Raw genomic sequence first — 17,125 nt, forward strand, 5'->3', positions numbered from 1 at the left:
ATTCTATCGCGGCGTTTCTCTGGGTTGAAGGAAGGCTAGCATCTAGCTAGTTCTCTTAACTGCTGGCGCTTGGCTCCTGGCTCTTAACACCTAACTAAAAGCGCTCTAATGGCGATTGCAAGTGAGTTTGTAAAGATTTATCCGGTTGGATGACTAACCCAGGAAACTCTAGGTCGCTACTAGCCATTAACGGAGCCTTTTGATCTGCGGGTGGCCATAAGACCCAACGGCTACCGGGAGGCAAGGTATTTAGGCTTTGCGGGTTTTGAGTTAACCAGACCATAGACGAGTCGGGTAAGCTCTCCGCTTGCACCTCTTCCCCGGCGTAGGTGCCTGCTAATGCTTCTAAAACCGAGCGATCGCCCTGTAGCAATCCTGTCCCCGCTGTCCACAGCTGCACATGAGTATCACGATGGGCCATGTAGAAATACAGCGAAGCCGCCGCAATCACCGCTTGTTCAAAATCATCGACTTGCCATACTCCAGCACTGTCTAGACAGATAACGATTTCTTCCCCACCTGTAAAAACTTCTAACTCCCGCACCCGAAATTCGCCATAGCGAGCGCTGGTACGCCAATGGATTAGGCGAATCGGATCGCCCCAACGGTAAGGGCGCAGGGCACGGGTAATGCCTTCAGTAGCATTTTGGGAGCGACGGCTACTATGAAACTTGGGGCTATTTTCTCGCCCAATTTCATCAATCAGCGGGCAGGCTGTGAGCGGCAAAACGGTGGGGTAGACGATCGCCGCCGCTTTAACAGTGCGCTCCCGCCGACACCAAAACAACCCTAAAGGCGCAGCGGTTCGTAGTTGTAGATTGTGCCAACGATACACCCCCCGCTTCTCAGTGGGTTGAAAGTAAGTCCAGCGATAAGTTTTTCCGGGTGGAATGGCCTCCACGACCGTTGCCGCAGGCTTGGCCAAGCGATAGGGTAGCAAATCTCGGACTTGCAGCAGTGTTTTGGCTTGAGCGGTGCGGTTTTCCAGGTCTAGCTCAATGGTGAGGTCATTCCCTACGCTGACCGGATTGATGGGGCGACGTGTTACCTGAATGCTCCGCAGCGATCGCTCTGGCAAAATGGCGGCGACCCCTAGCAGCGCCACAATCACCCCGCTCATCACGTATAGCCACCCAGACAGCGTATTAGTCCCTGCCGCAAAGAAGAAGATGGCGAGTCCTGCTAGGAGCCAACCACTGTAGGAGGGCGTTACCCAGTGCGTTTCTAGCCAGTCAGCGATTCTCTTGCCAAGGTTCATAGTGGATGCGTGTCCTGAAGCCAAACCGTGAGTTGGGGTTGGCTCCAGTCTAGACCAAGCGATCGCTGACTTGAAAGCCTTAAGGCAGGACAGGCGATTCTACGGGGGCTGTTAGCGGGGTAAAGCGAGGGGGTAGGCTTGCATCTTGCGGAATGAAGTTGGGTGCAAAATCCACGACTGGGTCGCCAGCATCAAGACAGGTTGCCATTGCGTTCGTTGGGCTGAGGTCGTCAATCCGGCGGCTCAACCCCACGACACAGTTGGCGAAGCGCTGAGGCAGCAAACTACGGCGGCAAGTATCCAATACTTCTGGGAGGGCGGGGTTTTCGGTCTCGCGATTAATATCTACCACGCAACTGGCAAGTTCTAGGGGCCGTCGCACTTGGCGGCAAGTCAAGAGAGCATCCAGACCTGCTGCTGACGTTTGACGAGTAATTCGCTCAACACAGTTGGACAAGTCTCTGGGGCGGAGTACTTCGCCACAAGCCTCAGCCACAATGGGGGGATCGATCCCCGCATCTAACAAGTTAGCGGCACAAGTTTCGTACTCATTGCGTTGAGCCTGAAACAAGAAAGCAGCACCAGCAGGGTCTGGAGGGATGGCAAGGACCAATAACCCAGCGATCGCTAAGGGTGCTCCAGACAAACGGACTAAGTAGTGCGAAAGATCGATGTGACGCATAACAGCTACTAGGAGAGCAACGAAATCAACAAATAATCAACAAACGAAGCTGCGGTGATTGTCTCACATTGTCCAGGGTTTGAGCGGAGGGTTTATGGTTGATTGAGAAAAGGTTAGTAAAACCATCTAGAGTGAAAAAGGTAATTAAAATCCATTTCAACGACCCAGGGGGTAGTCCGGTATGCACCTGAGTGAACTGACCCATCCCAACCAATTGCGGGGTCTCTCGGTTCATCAACTGCAGCAAATCGCGCGTCAGATTCGAGAAAAACATTTACAAACAGTTGCCGCCAGTGGCGGTCACCTCGGCCCCGGTTTGGGAGTCGTGGAACTGACGCTAGGGCTGTATCACACCCTAGACCTCGACCGCGATAAGGTAATTTGGGACGTGGGTCACCAGGCCTATCCCCACAAATTGATTACAGGACGCTATCACCGCTTTCACACCCTGCGCCAAAAGGACGGGGTGGCGGGCTACCTGAAGCGCTCTGAAAGTAAGTTTGACCACTTCGGCGCGGGGCATGCCTCCACCAGTATTTCTGCGGCCTTGGGGATGGCTTTAGCTCGTGACTTGAAGGGTGAGAAGTTCAAATCGGTTGCAGTGATTGGGGATGGTGCGCTTACAGGCGGCATGGCTTTGGAGGCCATCAACCATGCGGGACACCTACCCAAAACCAATCTGCTGGTGGTGCTCAATGATAATGAGATGTCGATCTCGCCCAACGTGGGAGCGTTGTCTCGTTATCTCAACAAGATGCGCCTCAGCCCTCCCATGCAGTTCCTCTCGGACAACCTCCAAGAGCAAGTCAAGCAGCTTCCGTTTGTGGGCAGCTCGCTTTCTCCCGAACTGGGTCGGATCAAGGAAGGCATGAAACGCCTCGCCGTTCCCAAAGTCGGAGCGGTATTTGAGGAGCTGGGCTTCACCTACATGGGGCCAATCGATGGACACAACCTGGAAGAACTGATTGCTACCTTTGAGCATGCTCATCAGCAAGTTGGGCCAGTTTTGGTGCATGTCTCTACCATCAAAGGGAAGGGATATGCGATCGCCGAGCAAGACCAAGTCGGCTATCACGCTCAATCTCCGTTCAACCTGGCGACTGGCAAAGCGACTCCTTCCACCAAGCCCAAGCCTGCCAGCTACTCCAAAGTATTTGGCGACACTTTGGTAAAACTAGCGGAGAATAACCCCCGGATTGTTGGGATTACTGCGGCAATGGCGACGGGTACTGGCTTAGACAAACTCCAAGCCAAGCTGCCTAAGCAATATATGGACGTTGGAATTGCCGAGCAACATGCAGTGACGATGGCTGCGGGTCTAGCCTGTGAAGACATTCGGCCTGTCGTGGCAATCTATTCCACCTTCCTACAACGGGCTTACGACCAGATTATTCATGATGTTTGCATCCAAAACTTACCTGTCTTCTTCTGCCTAGATAGAGCGGGAATTGTGGGTGTGGATGGTCCTACCCATCAAGGCATGTATGATATCGCCTATCTGCGCTGTATCCCTAATATGGTGCTGATGGCTCCCAAGGATGAAGCCGAATTGCAGCAGATGATGGTGACTGGTGTCGGCTATACTGATGGCCCGATCGCCATGCGCTATCCTCGTGGCAATGGTCATGGGGTAGCTTTGATGGAGGAAGGCTGGGAACCTCTCCCTATTGGCAAAGGCGAAGTACTGCGCCAAGGCGACGATGTGTTGCTAGTCGGTTTTGGCTCAATGGTCTACCCTACGATGCAAGCGGCAGAAATCCTGAGTGAGCATGGCATTGAGGCGACTGTAGTTAACGCTCGTTTTGCCAAGCCCCTCGACATGGAACTGATTGCTCCTTTGGCGCAAAAGATTGGTCGGGTGGTGACGCTGGAAGAAGGCTGCGTCATGGGTGGCTTTGGCTCAGCGGTCATGGAAGCGTTGATGGATCACAATGTGGTTGTGCCTGTCATGCGGATTGGTATCCCCGATGAGCTGGTTGAGCACGCGACTCCAGAAGAGTCTAAGGTAACGCTAGGTCTCACCCCTTCTCAAATCGCCGATCGCATCCGTACCACTTTTGTAAAACCGCCTGTTACCGTTAGCTAGGCATCAATTAATATCCTTAGGGTGGGCAATGCCCACCTTTTTTATTGGTTTAGCTGATGGGGCGATCGCATACTGTCAATTTTTTTTATTGGTGAATAATCGCTGAATCACGAGTAAATAAAATTACAGCTTGAATATCTTTTTGCTCTAAATCGTTGTAGTCAGTCAAGATTTCTTCAGGTGTCATGCTAGCGCTAAGAAGTTCAAGAATAAACTTAACTGGATAACGCAAGCCTCTAATACAGGGTTTGCCATGACAAATTTCTGGGCTTTGTGTAATGCGTTGTAAGAGATCAGTTTCCATACACCTTCCAACTATTATTCTTCAATATTTCTTCTTCCAATTCCTCTCGTAACTTCTGGCACTCGTCAGTTAATGGAATTTTTAGCTCTGTAGCGATCGCTAATGCTTGATCACAATACTTAATAGCACAGGTGGATCGTTCTAATTTTTGAAACAACTCTGCTAATTCTTTAAGGCATTTAGCCTCATCAGCACGTTTCCCAACTTCTCGAAGAATTTCAAGTAGCAATTGCAGGATTTGTATAGCTTCTACATAATCCTGTTTAATAACAATATATTGACTTGCTAATGCTTGAAGAGTAGATATTTCTATTGCACGCCAACCATAAACTTTAGAAAGTGCTAAGGATTCCTTCAAATTTTGAATACATTCATCTGTACTTTTTGTTAGTCCATTCAGAGGGGTTAAACAGTCTTCCTCCTCAAAATCATCCTCTTTCTTTCCAAGATTTTTTAGAATTTGACTCTGCAATCCTCCAATCTGGTTCAAGATTCCTTTCTGCTCAGCGCCTGAACGTAGCTTTAGAGTAAGTAGGTGAAGAATCTTGCTTAATAGTGTAATCTTTCTGTTCTTACTATTTTTGTCCGACCCGTATACAGAACTTAAAGATGTATCATAAGATAGCATTGCTTTATCATAATATCCCAGTCCTCGTTCTGCATCTCCTAACGTTTCAAGAACTATGCTCTCTTGCTTGAAATCATTAATTTCCCGCGTAATCACTAAGGCCCATTTGCAATATTCCAACGCTTGAATGTGATTACCTAACTCATTAGAAATTTCTCCTAAAATTCGGTAATGCTCAGAATTTTTATTGGGTAATGACTTGTTCAAAATGCGACTGATCAGCTCAACTTTCTCTTGGTAGTAACCACATAAATTCAAGCAATGAGTGAGTGAGATTTCCTGTTGAGATGGAGAGTTGAATACATTGACATTCATTTCAAGAACTCTATTGGCTGCCTCCCAATCTTCCACCTCGCAATAATGGTGAAATGCTTCTAGATAGCCCCTTACCTTCTCCAGGTTTGTTGTACAAGACATAGGTTCATAAGCAGTCAGCCATTGGTCGGCGGCTTTTCGCTCAGCACTATTTCGTATGGCAGAACTACTGTTTAAGAGGTCACAGGCAATAGTTCGGATGACATTATGTTGTTGTAAGGGAATGCTACCGCTTATACCTAGCCATGCATCTGGTGCCCAGTCTTCTTCTACCAAATCACAGGACTTCAGTAGCTTAAGAGCGGCTTGATGCTGTGCTTCAGTGCGATCAGGTAACAAGGCAAAATAGAAGGATTCGGGGACTGGGCGACGATAAACTGCACTGCGGCAAAGAAGTTGTAAAGCCTCCTCTGATAAGCGTTCTAGTGATTCCTTGACTCGTTGCTTTACTTCAACTTGCAATCTTCGGCGAGATAACTGAACCACATGACTGTTTTCCAAGTCAGCAAAACGGCATTGCTGCCAGTAGCGAACAACATCTCTTCCACAGGCTTTTAGATCCTCAGCAACCACGCGCAGCACTAACGGATGGCCCTCATAGAGTTTGCCAATCCGCTTTAGATAGCTCTCGCCCTTGGTATCAAGCTGGAGTCCCCGCTTATGGAACAACTGCAACTGTTCTTCCTCGCTCAATCCTCGGATTATTACGCTGTGCCAAAACTCCGGATAACGAGAACCAATTGCCTGCAAGTCTCCTGGCAAATCCTGAGTTGTGAGGATCAGTTGACTCTGACATTCATTTCCTGCCAAAAGTTGTTGAAACAGATCGTGCCAAAGCGGGTCATGAAACTCGCTCCATCCCTCCTCCTCATTCCCCTTTAGGAGTCGTTCCAATGAGTCAATTTGAATTCGATAATCTTGGGTTCGTAGTAGCTCCACAAGACGTATGAGTAAATTTCTTGCATCTTGCTGATCCTCTAGCGTTAGTTCTTCACCCAGTTTCCTCAATAATGATGCGCCACTACTGGTAAATTCAGGACTTACTCCACTATCATCCAGATTCAATTGATAGAGTTGCTTTCCATGATTCGATTCCGCAAATAATCTTTTAGCAAGATCTGTCTTACCAATTCCCGTAATACCAGTGAGGGTAAGAATGCGACATTGCCCTTGCAAAACACTAAGAAGAGAAGTCGTGAGGTCTAAGCGCTCAACCCAAGCTGCTTCGGCATAAGTAGACGAAATCAAAGAAGAGACTTTTTCTCTTGATTGTTGCGGTGCAGAATTAGTTGAAACAAGCTCAGGCAAGTGCTGAGTAAACAGCGCAATCAACAGCGGTAGCTTTCTCTCTCCCGATCTGGGATCATCTGCCTCATTTTGAAAAACTTCAATCTCGAAACTCTTGTAAAGTTGTCTCTTGTGCTGAGTTAGAGCAGAGTCGCTCATCACTCCAGCATCCACCATAATTTTTTCACGAGTATCACCTCTGAGAATTCCTAGCAGTACCTGCTTGCGTTTAGTAGGCAGACTGTTGAACGTTTCTAGCAATTTCTCTCGGCGCATACCCATACCTTCTCACTGGACTGAGATTTTTCTCACTACCTATATTATGAGAGCTTCTATTGAGAAGCTTGAGGAGACAAGTTCAGTCGAGGAATAAAGCTAATGACTTCTCAACAATCAATGAGCACAAACCAACTCATTCCACCGATCGCTCCTATTAACTCTAAAGCGATTGTGGAGAATGGCAACTCGCCTACCGCGATTATTTTGGCGATCGCTATTCTCATTGCTGTTTTGCTTGGCTCAATTACTGGATTAGTTCGGGTGTTGGTACTTGTAATGCTACAGCGATCGCAGTCTTCTCAATAAAAAGACAATCCTAAGTACCTATCGCATCTTTTTGAAGGGTGCGATTTCTTGCTATAAAACCTTTGTCAGAGAAGCTAACAACGTAGGATAGAAGTAGAGATCTTCTTCGCGATCGCCCTACACCATGACTGCTAAGACTTCTGCTAAAACCATTCCTCCTTGGCTACCTCGTCAGACATTGCTGGCCAAGAGTTTTCATTGGATTAACTTGATCAGCTTGTTTCTCATGCTGACGAGTGGGTTGCAAATTTATAATGCAAATCCTGTCTTCGGGGGACGAGCAGGTTGGCAGATTCCGCCTGTTTTTGCGTTAGGGGGATGGTTGGCAGGGGGACGGCACTGGCATTTTGCCGCGATGTGGTTATTCTCCTTAAATCTACTGTGGTATGGCCTGTATGTGTTGATCTCGCGTCGGTGGCGACACCGATTTGTAGGCACAAACGACCTCAAAGCCCTACAGCGCAGCCGTAATCCACAACGTCGCATCTACGCTTGGCACCGCATTGCTTACACCATCATCGTGCCAATTTTACTACTGGCAATCTTAACTGGGATTGGCATGTACAAACCCGCTCAGTTCCCGTGGATCGTGGATATGTTCGGCAGTTGGCAAGCCCTGCGGATCGTGCATTTTAGTTCTGTACCCATTGTGGTACTGTTTGCGATCGCCCACTCTTGGCTAGGCTTGAAAGCTGGCGGTTCACGGCTATTGGAGTCCATGTTTTGGTAGACAGAGTTTTGGTAGAGAGTGCTTAGGTGATAGTGTCATGGGTTTGATTCGGGTTCCTCAGTCTCAGTTCAATCGGCGGCAATTTTTGCAAGTCTCTGGGCTTTCGAGCCTAAGTTTTCTATTGGGCGGTTGTGGTGGCCCGTTGTTTGAAGACATTGTTGGCAAAGTTTCTGAGCCACTGAACCAACGAGTCGAAACACTCCTGTTTCAACCCCGAAAACTAGTTCCAGAATTTCCTCTAGAGGCGATCGAACCTGAAGCCTTGATCGTCAATTCTTTTCGGGGCAATCCGGTGATTGATCAAAGGGCTTTTCGCTTAATCATTGATGGAGAAGTCAATCACCCTTTAAGCTTGAGCATGGCTGACATCCAGCAACTTCCCCTGACTTCGATGGTGATTCGTCATGTGTGTGTTGAAGGATGGGCGGCGATCGTGCGATGGGGTGGCGTGAGGCTACAGGAATTGGTAGCACTGGCACAGCCAAAACCAGAGGTAAAATATGTCTATTTCCAATCTGCGGATGGCTACTATGGCAGTTGGGATTTACCTTCGGCGCTGCATCCTCAAACCTTGATGGCTTACCAGAAAAATGGTGAACCTTTGCCGATTGAGAACGGTGCCCCGTTGCGTTTAGCGTCTCCAGTCAAACTTGGCTACAAGCAAAGCAAATGGGTGACTCGTATTACCTTGATGAGCCAATTAGGACACGTCAAAGGTTACTGGGAAGATCAAGGTTATGAATGGTTTGCTGGGCTTTAATTTTTACCCCAATCCTGACGCAAGTTTGCTTAAGGCCGCATTCCTAGAAACTTCCGAATAAGGGTGACGATCGCCTCTTTGTCTTGGCGGCTGGCATTGAAACCGCACTGTAGGGGCAAAACGCGATCGCCTCGCAATAACACCACACCTTGATAGACGGCGCTCGAATCATGATGCCAACTGCTCAGTTGCAATTGCACATCCAAGATATCCTTTAAGACGAATTCAGTTGTTTGGGTTTTAAGTAGCTTGTGATGCTGAATCGTAAACAGGCTCAACGTTTTATCAAACTGATAAGTGATAGCCTGACCCGCAATGAGAAACAACAGCGCTCCACAGCCAAACCAAAACACCACGAATAAGGGAAACCACCACAGGTAGTTTAGCCAGACATTGCTTGCACTCAGCCACAACAACAGAGCAGGCAGGGCGATCGCCAGTCCTCCAGCTAAGCCCCAGATTTGGGTGGGACGGTGGCGTAGAACTAGTTTTGTTGCAGTTTGTTCCACAGTTTTCATAGTTGCCGCTGAGTTAAAGCTGGATAGTTTAGTAGAAGCCTCTATGAAAACTTTCCCTAGAAACCTCACCGAATTGTTAAATGCTGTTGTTTTTTACCCATGAAACTGGACAATTTTGGTACAGACAGCCAATCTTCAGTAGAAGACCGTATCTGCAACTCAACAGCCTAGGGTGGGAAATACTGCATGAGCTTTTTCGACAAACTCAACGAAGCGATCGCTCGCAACCAAAGCTTGTTGTTTTTGGGTCTGGACCCGAACCCAGAAATGATGCCCGCTCATCCTGTCAACACTTCACCAGACGAATTGATCGATCAGCTATGGGACTGGCTCCAATTCGCGATCGCGGAAACGGCTGATCTGGTTTGTGCTTATAAACCCACTCTAGGTTTCTATACGGCTTTGGGGGCTCCAGGTCTAGAACTGCTCCAGCGCACCCTTGCAGCTATCCCAGACGATATCCCAGTGATTTTAGATGCCAAACATGCAGACCTTAACACCAGCACTTTAATTGCTCGGACTGTGTTTGCCGAGTGGCAGGTGGACGCGATCACCCTCAACCCTTATGCAGGACAAGATCAAATTGCGCCATTTCTGATGTATCCCGGTAAAGCGGTCTTTGTGCTTTGCTGCACTTCTAACCCAGCCGCGATCGCCCTCCAGTCTTACCCCAATGCTCAAGAACCCCTCTACGTCCAGGTTGTGCAGGAGGCAAGAAGCTGGGGTACACCGGAACAAGTGGGTTTGGAAGTTGGCACCATTGCCCCAGAGGTGCTCAGAAAGATTCGCGCGATCGCCCCAGAACGCTTGATTCTAGCTCGGAGTATCTGGGCCGAAGATAGCGACCTACCTGCATTACTAGCCGCAGGTTTGAGCTTTGAGGGAGATGGGCTATTGATTCCGGTGCCTCAAGATTTGGTCAGCAACAAGCACTTGGGTAGAGCCATTCAGTCCTTGCGCGAAGAAGTAAATCAAATCCGAGTGGAGCTGGTAGGTCAAGCTTCTAACTGTGACTTATGGATACCCGATATTTGCCCCTTAGATCAGCACCCGCATTTAGATTTGATCTTGCAACTCTACGATATTGGCTGCATCTTGTTCGGGGAGTTTGTGCAAGCTTCTGGTGCTACTTTTCCTTACTACATCGATCTGCGCAAAATCATTTCCAATCCTCAACTTTTCCACCAAGTTCTGACTGCTTATGCGGATATTCTGCAAGATCTGAGTTTCGATCGCATTGCTGGCATTCCTTATGGTTCCTTGCCTACTGCCACGGGTCTGTCACTCCGCCTCAATTACCCGATGATTTTTCCCCGCAAAGAGGTTAAAGCTCACGGCACTCGGCGCGTGATCGAAGGCAACTTTCAGCCTGGGGAAACAGTGGTAGTAGTAGATGACATTTTAATCAGTGGTAAAAGCGCGATCGAAGGAGCCGAAAAGCTAAAATCTGCGGGCTTAAATGTGGAGGATATTGTGGTGTTTATTGACCATGAACAGGGGGTCAAAACCCGACTGCAAGACCAAGGCTACCGGGCGCACTCAGTTTTAAGCGTCTCTGAAATCACTAACACGCTCTATCAAGCGCGACGGATCAGCGATGAGCAGTTTCAAGCCTTTGTAGAACATTAAAGGCGATCGCTATCTCTAGAGAGCACATCTTTAGAAGTCACATTTCTCAATTCTAAAAATGGTTTTAAGTTTGAGGAAGCGATCGCGTTAGAAAAGCAGTAAGTCAGGGTATTCTGGCCTTCAGAGAAATACGCTTTATGCTTGGAATGTACGGCTGAAAAATTAGTTTGGGTTGTTTCAGACAAGCTTTGCAGCAGTTCGGTATGCCCCTTTGCAACAACTCCATAAGCCTATGTCGAGCAAGTTTGAGCGACTGGTTACGGTGTGGCCCACAGTAAAGCTTCCCCAGTGTCCCCTACGGCAGCCTAAAAATGTGCCCCTGCGAGGACTGCTGATTGTCCCCTTTGTCCTACAACTGGCTATTACCGTGGGACTGGTGGGCTACTGGTCGTTTCGCAATGGCCAACAAGCGGTCAACGAACTCGTCGTTAATCTCCAACATCAAGCGACCCAACAAATCCATCAACATCTTGACTGTTACTTAGCCAATGCCCGCCAGCTCAATGAACTGAACGCTACAGCCATTAGTTCTAGCTTGGTTGACCCCAAAGATCAAGATGGTTTAGGGCGCTTCTTTTGGAAGCAAGCCAAGCTGTATCAGTTCGGCTATATCCTTTTTGGGGCCAAAACCGGAGAATATGTGGATGTAGGACGACCTGCAACCTACGACCTGGAGCTGATTACCGAGCGGATGAGTACTCAGCGATATGGAGATAATCGTCTCTACATCTATGAGCCAGACTCCCAAGGAAATCGCGGTAAATTAGTGGATTCAGGAAAACATTACCCATTTCAAAAAGAGCCTTGGTACACAGAGGTCATGCGGACGAGCAAACCGCAATGGACCTCCGTCTACACTTGGCAGAGCTGGGTAACTAATCCTTTAGCCATTGCCATTAGTAGCCCAGTTTATGACAAAAACAAAAACTTGATTGGAGCGATCGCGATTGAGCAACGCCTGTCCCAAATTAGCGACTTTCTGCGGCAACTTAAAATTAGTGCTTCCGCCACCATCTTTATTGTGGAACGAGACGGGCGGATGATTGCCAGTTCCAGTGCTACAAAACCTTTTAAAGTCGTTAACGGCACTCCAACCCGCCTCAAAGCTTCAGACAGCAATGATTCTCTCATCCAAGCAACTGCCACCGCTTTAACTCAGAAATTTGGTAGCTTGGATGTCATTCAGCATCGTCAGCAACTGGGGTTCGTCCGACAAAATCAGCGTCAGTTTGTGCAGATCACGCCTTGGCAAGACGATCTGGGGCTGGATTGGCTAGTGGTGGTAGTTATCCCAGAATCAGATTTCATGCAGCAAATTGACATCAATACTCGTCACACAATTTTGCTCTGCACTGTAGCTCTGCTGATTGCCATTCTAATTGGCATTGTCACAGCTCACAAAATCATCCAGCCAATTCTACAAATCAATGCCTCAGCTAAAGCGATCGCGGATGGCAATTTAACCCAAACCATAAACACGCAAGGAGTTCATGAGTTAGAGCTACTCAGTCACTCCTTTAACCGCATGGCCGATCAATTGCAGCAATCTTTTACCGCTCTAGAAAACGCCAACTATGTGTTGGAACGGCGGGTGGAGGAACGTACTGCCGAACTGGAGAGAGCCAACCGAGAACTGCAACGCCTCTCTGAAGTAGATGGATTAACCCAAATTGCCAATCGCCGCTCCTTCGATCAATACCTGGCGCAGGAGTGGCAGCACTTACAACGCGAACAGCAAGCTTTATCGCTAATTCTCTGTGATGTCGATTTTTTCAAAAAATACAATGATTTCTATGGCCATCAAGGCGGAGATTGTTGTTTGCGACGAGTAGCTCAGGTGCTACGACAAACCGTGAAGCGCCCTGCCGACCTAGTAGCTCGCTACGGTGGTGAGGAATTTGCCATCATTTTGCCGTTTACAGATTTTAAGGGAGCGATCGCCGTGGCCCGATCCATTCAGCACGAAATCTACCAATCCCGACTCCCCCATGTCAATTCAGAGGTGAGCGAATTTCTCACCCTTAGCTTAGGTGTAACCAGTGTGGTGCCAACGAGTACGACTTCTTCAGAGCAGTTGGTAGCGGCAGCAGATGAAGCTCTCTATGCAGCCAAACGCCAAGGTCGCGATCGCTACATCTCCCGCTCTATTACCCAAATAACAGTCTAATTCTCCCTGTTACTCCATCAAAGTAAACCTAATTGTGGGGATTTGTGTCCATCCGAAACCCGACTCAACCAGCTTGTATTCCTTCCCAGGAGTACTGAACTTCAAGTTCCGAGTAATGAGTCAGCATGGAAAATTCTCAGAATAAATCTAGAAAACGGCGATCGAAATATAGCTCATTTAAGCTGCAAAGTACTTCTGCTTATTTAGAGGAAGCCTGGTTGACAACGCTTGTAGCGGTCCTGCTGGTCATTCAAAGTTGGATGTTCTTCATCAACCCTCAGCTAGCAACCTTAACCTGCGATCGCCCCAGCTCCAATCTCGGCATTTGCAAGCTAATCCTCTCTGGTTTGTTAGGGAAAAAAGTCGTTCCTTTCCCGCTGACTCAACTAGAAAGCGCAGAAGTTAAACACCACGGAAAGTTAAGACAATTAGTTTTGGTCTTGCCAGACAATAAACTCTATTTTCCAGTAGATCAGGGCTTTGGCTCTCCAGAAAACAAAGCTGCTCAAATCAATGCGTTTCTACAAGACTCAGAAATTAAGTCTTTATCACTACGACAGGATAACCGTTGGCTCATCTACTCGGCGGGAGTGATAGTGACGGCATTGGGTAGTTGCGTTACTTGGTTTCGTATCTTAGATCTGCTTAAGCGTTCTTCACCTGGCGAGATGAAATCTGTCAAACCGAGGAGATAACTTGCGTTGCGATCGCCCTTCAACCAGTCACCAACTCACCTAATTAACCTAGAGCAAAAATTTTCCGGATGTAGTTTAGTTAACTAGGAATAAAGGAGTGGTAGATGCACCCTGATTTCAGCCCCTGGTTTCGGCTAGGGGTTTTTTGTTGGCAAGCAAATTGGCTTCAGGAGAATTTGCTGCTCAGTTCTCTCAGAACAGCGTTTGGTCACTTTCAGTGGGCATACTAGAGACGTAAACTGACACAAGCCAGACGCTCACTATGAAGCCCTTGAAGAGAGTTACCTCTGAATTGGTTGGTTTAGCGGTAGACGATCGCGAACCCATCCACATCATTGGTCAAATCCAGCCTCATGGATTACTCTTGGCCTTACACGAGCCAGACCTCACGATTACCCATCTCAGCGAGAACACTCAAGGGTATTTTGGCCTAGCTTCAGAGTCCTTACTGGGTCAGCCATTATCACACATCTTTACTGGTGAAACAGTCGAGTCCATTACTGCGCTATTACAAAACGAGTCGGACACTTCTAATCCCTTTGCTATTAGCCTAAAATTGCCACCCCTTTCCGATTCCTCTAGCCCGCAAGAAGCAGCCTTTTTAGCCACAATGCATCGGAATGCTCAGGCGATCGTTCTGGAATTAGAACCCATGCCATCAGCTAACCCGATTGAATCGGGCGAATTTTATAGTCAATTGACTAGGGCTTTGGTCAACATCAAACAAGCCTCAACCCTCACAGAGCTGTTTCAGAATGTAGCGAAAGAAGTTCGCAAGGTGATTCAGTTCGATCGCGTCATGATCTATCGTTTTGATACCGACCACAGCGGTATTGTCGTAGCAGAGGAACTGAGTTCTGAATTAGAAAGTTATTTAGGCTTGCGCTATCCTGCTGCCGACATTCCCTCTGTCGCCAGAGATTTATTTACTCGCAAGTGGCTGCGAGTCATTCCCGATGTGAATTACCAACCTGTCAATCTAGTAGCGGCGGAAACTGTTGATGCTCCTCTTGATCTCAGTCAATCAGGATTGCGGGGCGTCTCTCCCTGCCACCTAGAATATCTACGAAACATGGGCGTTTCTGCCTCCATGTCCATCCCACTCATTGATCAAAATCAATTATGGGGATTAGTGGCTTGTCATCACTACAGCCCAAAGCTGGTGGGATATGAAACGCGGCGGGTATGTGAGTTACTAGGACAATTAGTCTCTGTCGAGTTAGTTTTGCAGCAAGAGCGAGAGCTGCAAAACTATCGGGAGCAAATTAGACGCATTGAGGAAGGATTTAGGCAAGACCTGCTGAAGTACCCTAACCGCATTGATACTGTCCTCAAGCGAAACCAAGCAGCTCTCTTAAATTTAGTTCAGGCGCAGGGAGTCGCGATCGCCCTAGGCAACCAGGCAATTTTGGTCGGTCAAACCCCTACCCATGAGCAAGTTCAAAACCTACTGACTTGGTTGCTCACAGACAAAAAACAGGAAGTATTTTACACAGATAGTTTGGTGGAAGAATATCCAGCAGCAGAAGTCTACAAAAAGCAAGCTAGCGGCATCTTGTCAATTTCCATTATGGTGAGACATACGTCTTACCACATCATCTGGTTTAGACCAGAGCAAAGCTATACCGTTAACTGGGCTGGAAATCCTAGTGATGCTTTATCACTCAGCAATGAGGGAGTAGTTCGGCTCTCTCCTAGAGGGTCATTCGAGCTGTGGAAAGAGTTGGTCCAAGATCATTCCTTGCCCTGGGAGTCGCTAGAGATTGAAGCTGCTCAAGAATTAAGGCATAGTCTCCTAATTGCAGCTCTGGAGTCTTCCCAAACCGCTCTCCGAGAAGCTGCGGCCCAAGCAGAAAAAGCGAATCAAGCCAAAAGTGAGTTTCTCACCAACATGAGCCACGAAATTCGTACTCCCATGAACGCAATTTTGGGCTTTACTCAATTGCTAGAAGGAACATCCCTAGACGAACAGCAGCAAGAGTATATTCAATCTATTACTCATGGCGGTGAAAGCCTGCTAGCCATTATTAATGACATTCTTGATCTGTCTAAGTTGGAAGCTGGAGAACTCAAACTTAGCTCCACCAAGTTTGCGCTGCGGACTGTCATTAGAGATCTAATTAATCTGTTTCAGCCGCAGGCTGATGCTAAAGGTTTATCTCTGATTACTAGCATTGCGCCAGACATTCCTCAAGGGTTGGTCGGTCCAGTCGATCGTCTGCAACAAGTGCTGACTAACCTCATCCGTAACGCCATCAAGTTTACAGCTGCTGGGAAAGTAATTCTCAAAGTTGAGCACCGGGAGCAGTCCGAAGAAGATGGCACAGTTACTTTACACTTCAGTGTGCAAGATACGGGTGTAGGGCTGGCTCCAGAAGATCAATCTAGAGTTTTTGAACCCTTTACTCAAGTTGAAACCTCAGCTACCCGACAATATGAAGGCACAGGGCTAGGACTCACTATCTGCCGAAAAATTGTGCGTCTGATGGGAGGAGAAATTGGGGTTGAAAGTGCTTTAGGCAAAGGGGCCACTTTTTGGTTCACTGCTGCTTTAGAACTAGCGCCCCTACAATCCCAAGACCTAGTGGCTCAAAACTTGAGCCATTTCAGCACCTCTGCGACCTTTACTACAAGAATCCTAGTGGTGGAAGATACACCGCTGAATCAGTTGCTCACTATCAAAATGCTACAAAAGTTAGGCTATCAACCCGATGCAGTGAGTGATGGACAAGAAGCCTTAGATCAACTCGCTACAAACTCCTATGACATCGTCCTTATGGACTGCCAAATGCCTGTCCTAGACGGTTATGAGGCGACTCGGCGATTGCGCCAGCGAGAACACCAGCAACATCTCCCCATTGTTATTGGTGTGACTGCCTATGCCATGGTTGGCGACCAGGAAAAGTGTCTAGCAGCTGGTATGGATGATTACCTCAGTAAACCAATCAAACTGAAAGATTTAAGTGCCCTCTTAGATCGCTGGTCCCACTAAAGATGCTAGTCCGCCCAGGAGTCATGACGAGTTAGGAAAAGAATATTTCCCTACTTACCTGTGAATTCAACAAAAGAGCAGAGTTTACGTTATGTAACCTCTGCTCTTTCTATCTTAGTATTGCCCTGGCATCGAGCTATTGTCCCGTGGGGCTACCCCCAAAGTATCGTCGCCGCTGCAGCGTTTCACCTCTGAGTTCGGGATGGGTCAGTGTGGTTCCACCGCGCCATGAACACCAGGAATACTGTCTCAAGTTCAAAACCTTGAAGGCTGCATAGTCCCTTGTCTCTTCATTCACCAACGTTTGCTTTGAGGTCAAGCCCTCGGTCTGTTAGTATTGCTCGACTTCACATGTTGCCACGCTTCCATCTACAACCTATTAACGGGTGTTCTGCCCGTGACCTTACTGGATTAACTCCATGAGAGCACTCATCTTGAGGTGGGCTTCCCACTTAGATGCTTTCAGCGGTTATCCGCTCCGCACTTGGC

14 protein-coding genes and 2 rRNA genes are annotated in these 17,125 nt (G+C 47.9%); 8 read left to right on the forward strand and 8 right to left on the reverse strand.

Annotated elements, in window-relative coordinates; genetic code table 11:
• Positions 1-94: 94 nt before the first annotated feature.
• A complete protein-coding gene (locus KME12_06700; protein ID MBW4487463.1) occupies positions 95-1,258 on the reverse strand; it encodes a DUF58 domain-containing protein in 1,164 nt (387 codons plus the stop codon).
• Between the two features lie 79 nt (positions 1,259-1,337).
• Positions 1,338-1,940, reverse strand: a complete 603-nt coding sequence (locus tag KME12_06705) for a hypothetical protein (protein ID MBW4487464.1) — start codon at positions 1,938-1,940, stop codon at positions 1,338-1,340.
• 181 nt (positions 1,941-2,121) lie between these two features.
• Here KME12_06705 and dxs point away from each other — a divergent pair, with 181 nt between their 5' ends.
• Entirely contained in the window at positions 2,122-4,026 is a 1,905-nt protein-coding gene (gene dxs / locus KME12_06710) for a 1-deoxy-D-xylulose-5-phosphate synthase (GenBank protein MBW4487465.1), read from the forward strand.
• Between the two features lie 85 nt (positions 4,027-4,111).
• On the opposite strand, the gene KME12_06715 is transcribed toward dxs, so the two are convergent.
• Complete coding sequence (locus KME12_06715) at positions 4,112-4,330, reverse strand: DUF433 domain-containing protein (protein ID MBW4487466.1); 219 nt, start codon at positions 4,328-4,330, stop codon at positions 4,112-4,114.
• Positions 4,320-6,836 (reverse strand): hypothetical protein, encoded by a 2,517-nt coding sequence (locus KME12_06720; GenBank protein MBW4487467.1) that lies wholly within the window; start codon positions 6,834-6,836, stop codon positions 4,320-4,322. Before KME12_06720 ends, KME12_06715 begins: the two co-directional genes overlap by 11 nt.
• Before the next feature lie 102 nt (positions 6,837-6,938).
• Here KME12_06720 and KME12_06725 point away from each other — a divergent pair, with 102 nt between their 5' ends.
• The 3 genes from KME12_06725 (at position 6,939) to KME12_06735 (ending at position 8,635) form a co-directional block, all read left to right on the forward strand.
• On the forward strand, positions 6,939-7,145 hold the full coding sequence (locus tag KME12_06725) for a hypothetical protein (protein MBW4487468.1): 207 nt from the start codon (positions 6,939-6,941) through the stop codon (positions 7,143-7,145).
• Between the two features lie 124 nt (positions 7,146-7,269).
• Positions 7,270-7,875, forward strand: coding sequence for a cytochrome b/b6 domain-containing protein (locus KME12_06730; GenBank protein ID MBW4487469.1), 606 nt, complete (start codon positions 7,270-7,272; stop codon positions 7,873-7,875).
• 37 nt (positions 7,876-7,912) lie between these two features.
• On the forward strand, positions 7,913-8,635 hold the full coding sequence (locus tag KME12_06735) for a molybdopterin-dependent oxidoreductase (protein MBW4487470.1): 723 nt from the start codon (positions 7,913-7,915) through the stop codon (positions 8,633-8,635).
• 29 nt (positions 8,636-8,664) lie between these two features.
• On the opposite strand, the gene KME12_06740 is transcribed toward KME12_06735, so the two are convergent.
• A complete protein-coding gene (locus KME12_06740; protein MBW4487471.1) occupies positions 8,665-9,153 on the reverse strand; it encodes a hypothetical protein in 489 nt (162 codons plus the stop codon).
• 186 nt (positions 9,154-9,339) lie between these two features.
• Between KME12_06740 and KME12_06745 the strand changes: the two genes are divergently transcribed.
• Positions 9,340-10,782, forward strand: coding sequence for a bifunctional orotidine-5'-phosphate decarboxylase/orotate phosphoribosyltransferase (locus KME12_06745; GenBank protein ID MBW4487472.1), 1,443 nt, complete (start codon positions 9,340-9,342; stop codon positions 10,780-10,782).
• Here KME12_06745 and KME12_06750 read toward each other — a convergent pair.
• The gene (locus tag KME12_06750) at positions 10,779-10,967 is read right to left on the reverse strand and encodes a hypothetical protein (protein MBW4487473.1); all 189 of its coding nucleotides are present in this window, start codon (positions 10,965-10,967) and stop codon (positions 10,779-10,781) included. The genes KME12_06745 and KME12_06750 overlap by 4 nt on opposite strands.
• Positions 10,968-11,014: 47 nt before the next feature.
• Here KME12_06750 and KME12_06755 point away from each other — a divergent pair, with 47 nt between their 5' ends.
• From KME12_06755 to KME12_06765, 3 genes are all read left to right on the forward strand, one after another.
• On the forward strand, positions 11,015-12,949 hold the full coding sequence (locus KME12_06755; GenBank protein MBW4487474.1) for a diguanylate cyclase: 1,935 nt from the start codon (positions 11,015-11,017) through the stop codon (positions 12,947-12,949).
• 125 nt (positions 12,950-13,074) lie between these two features.
• Entirely contained in the window at positions 13,075-13,644 is a 570-nt protein-coding gene (locus KME12_06760) for a hypothetical protein (protein MBW4487475.1), read from the forward strand.
• A gap of 262 nt (positions 13,645-13,906) precedes the next feature.
• A complete protein-coding gene (locus KME12_06765) occupies positions 13,907-16,636 on the forward strand; it encodes a response regulator (protein MBW4487476.1) in 2,730 nt (909 codons plus the stop codon).
• Positions 16,637-16,759: 123 nt separating this feature from the next.
• On the opposite strand, the gene rrf is transcribed toward KME12_06765, so the two are convergent.
• Together rrf and KME12_06775 are read right to left on the reverse strand one after the other, a co-directional pair.
• Positions 16,760-16,876, reverse strand: a 5S ribosomal RNA gene (rrf, locus tag KME12_06770).
• A gap of 71 nt (positions 16,877-16,947) precedes the next feature.
• Positions 16,948-17,125 (reverse strand): 23S ribosomal RNA (locus tag KME12_06775); the annotation flags it as partial.

This window comes from Trichocoleus desertorum ATA4-8-CV12 (assembly GCA_019358975.1).
GTDB classification, from domain to species: Bacteria; Cyanobacteriota; Cyanobacteriia; order FACHB-46; family FACHB-46; genus Trichocoleus; species Trichocoleus desertorum_A.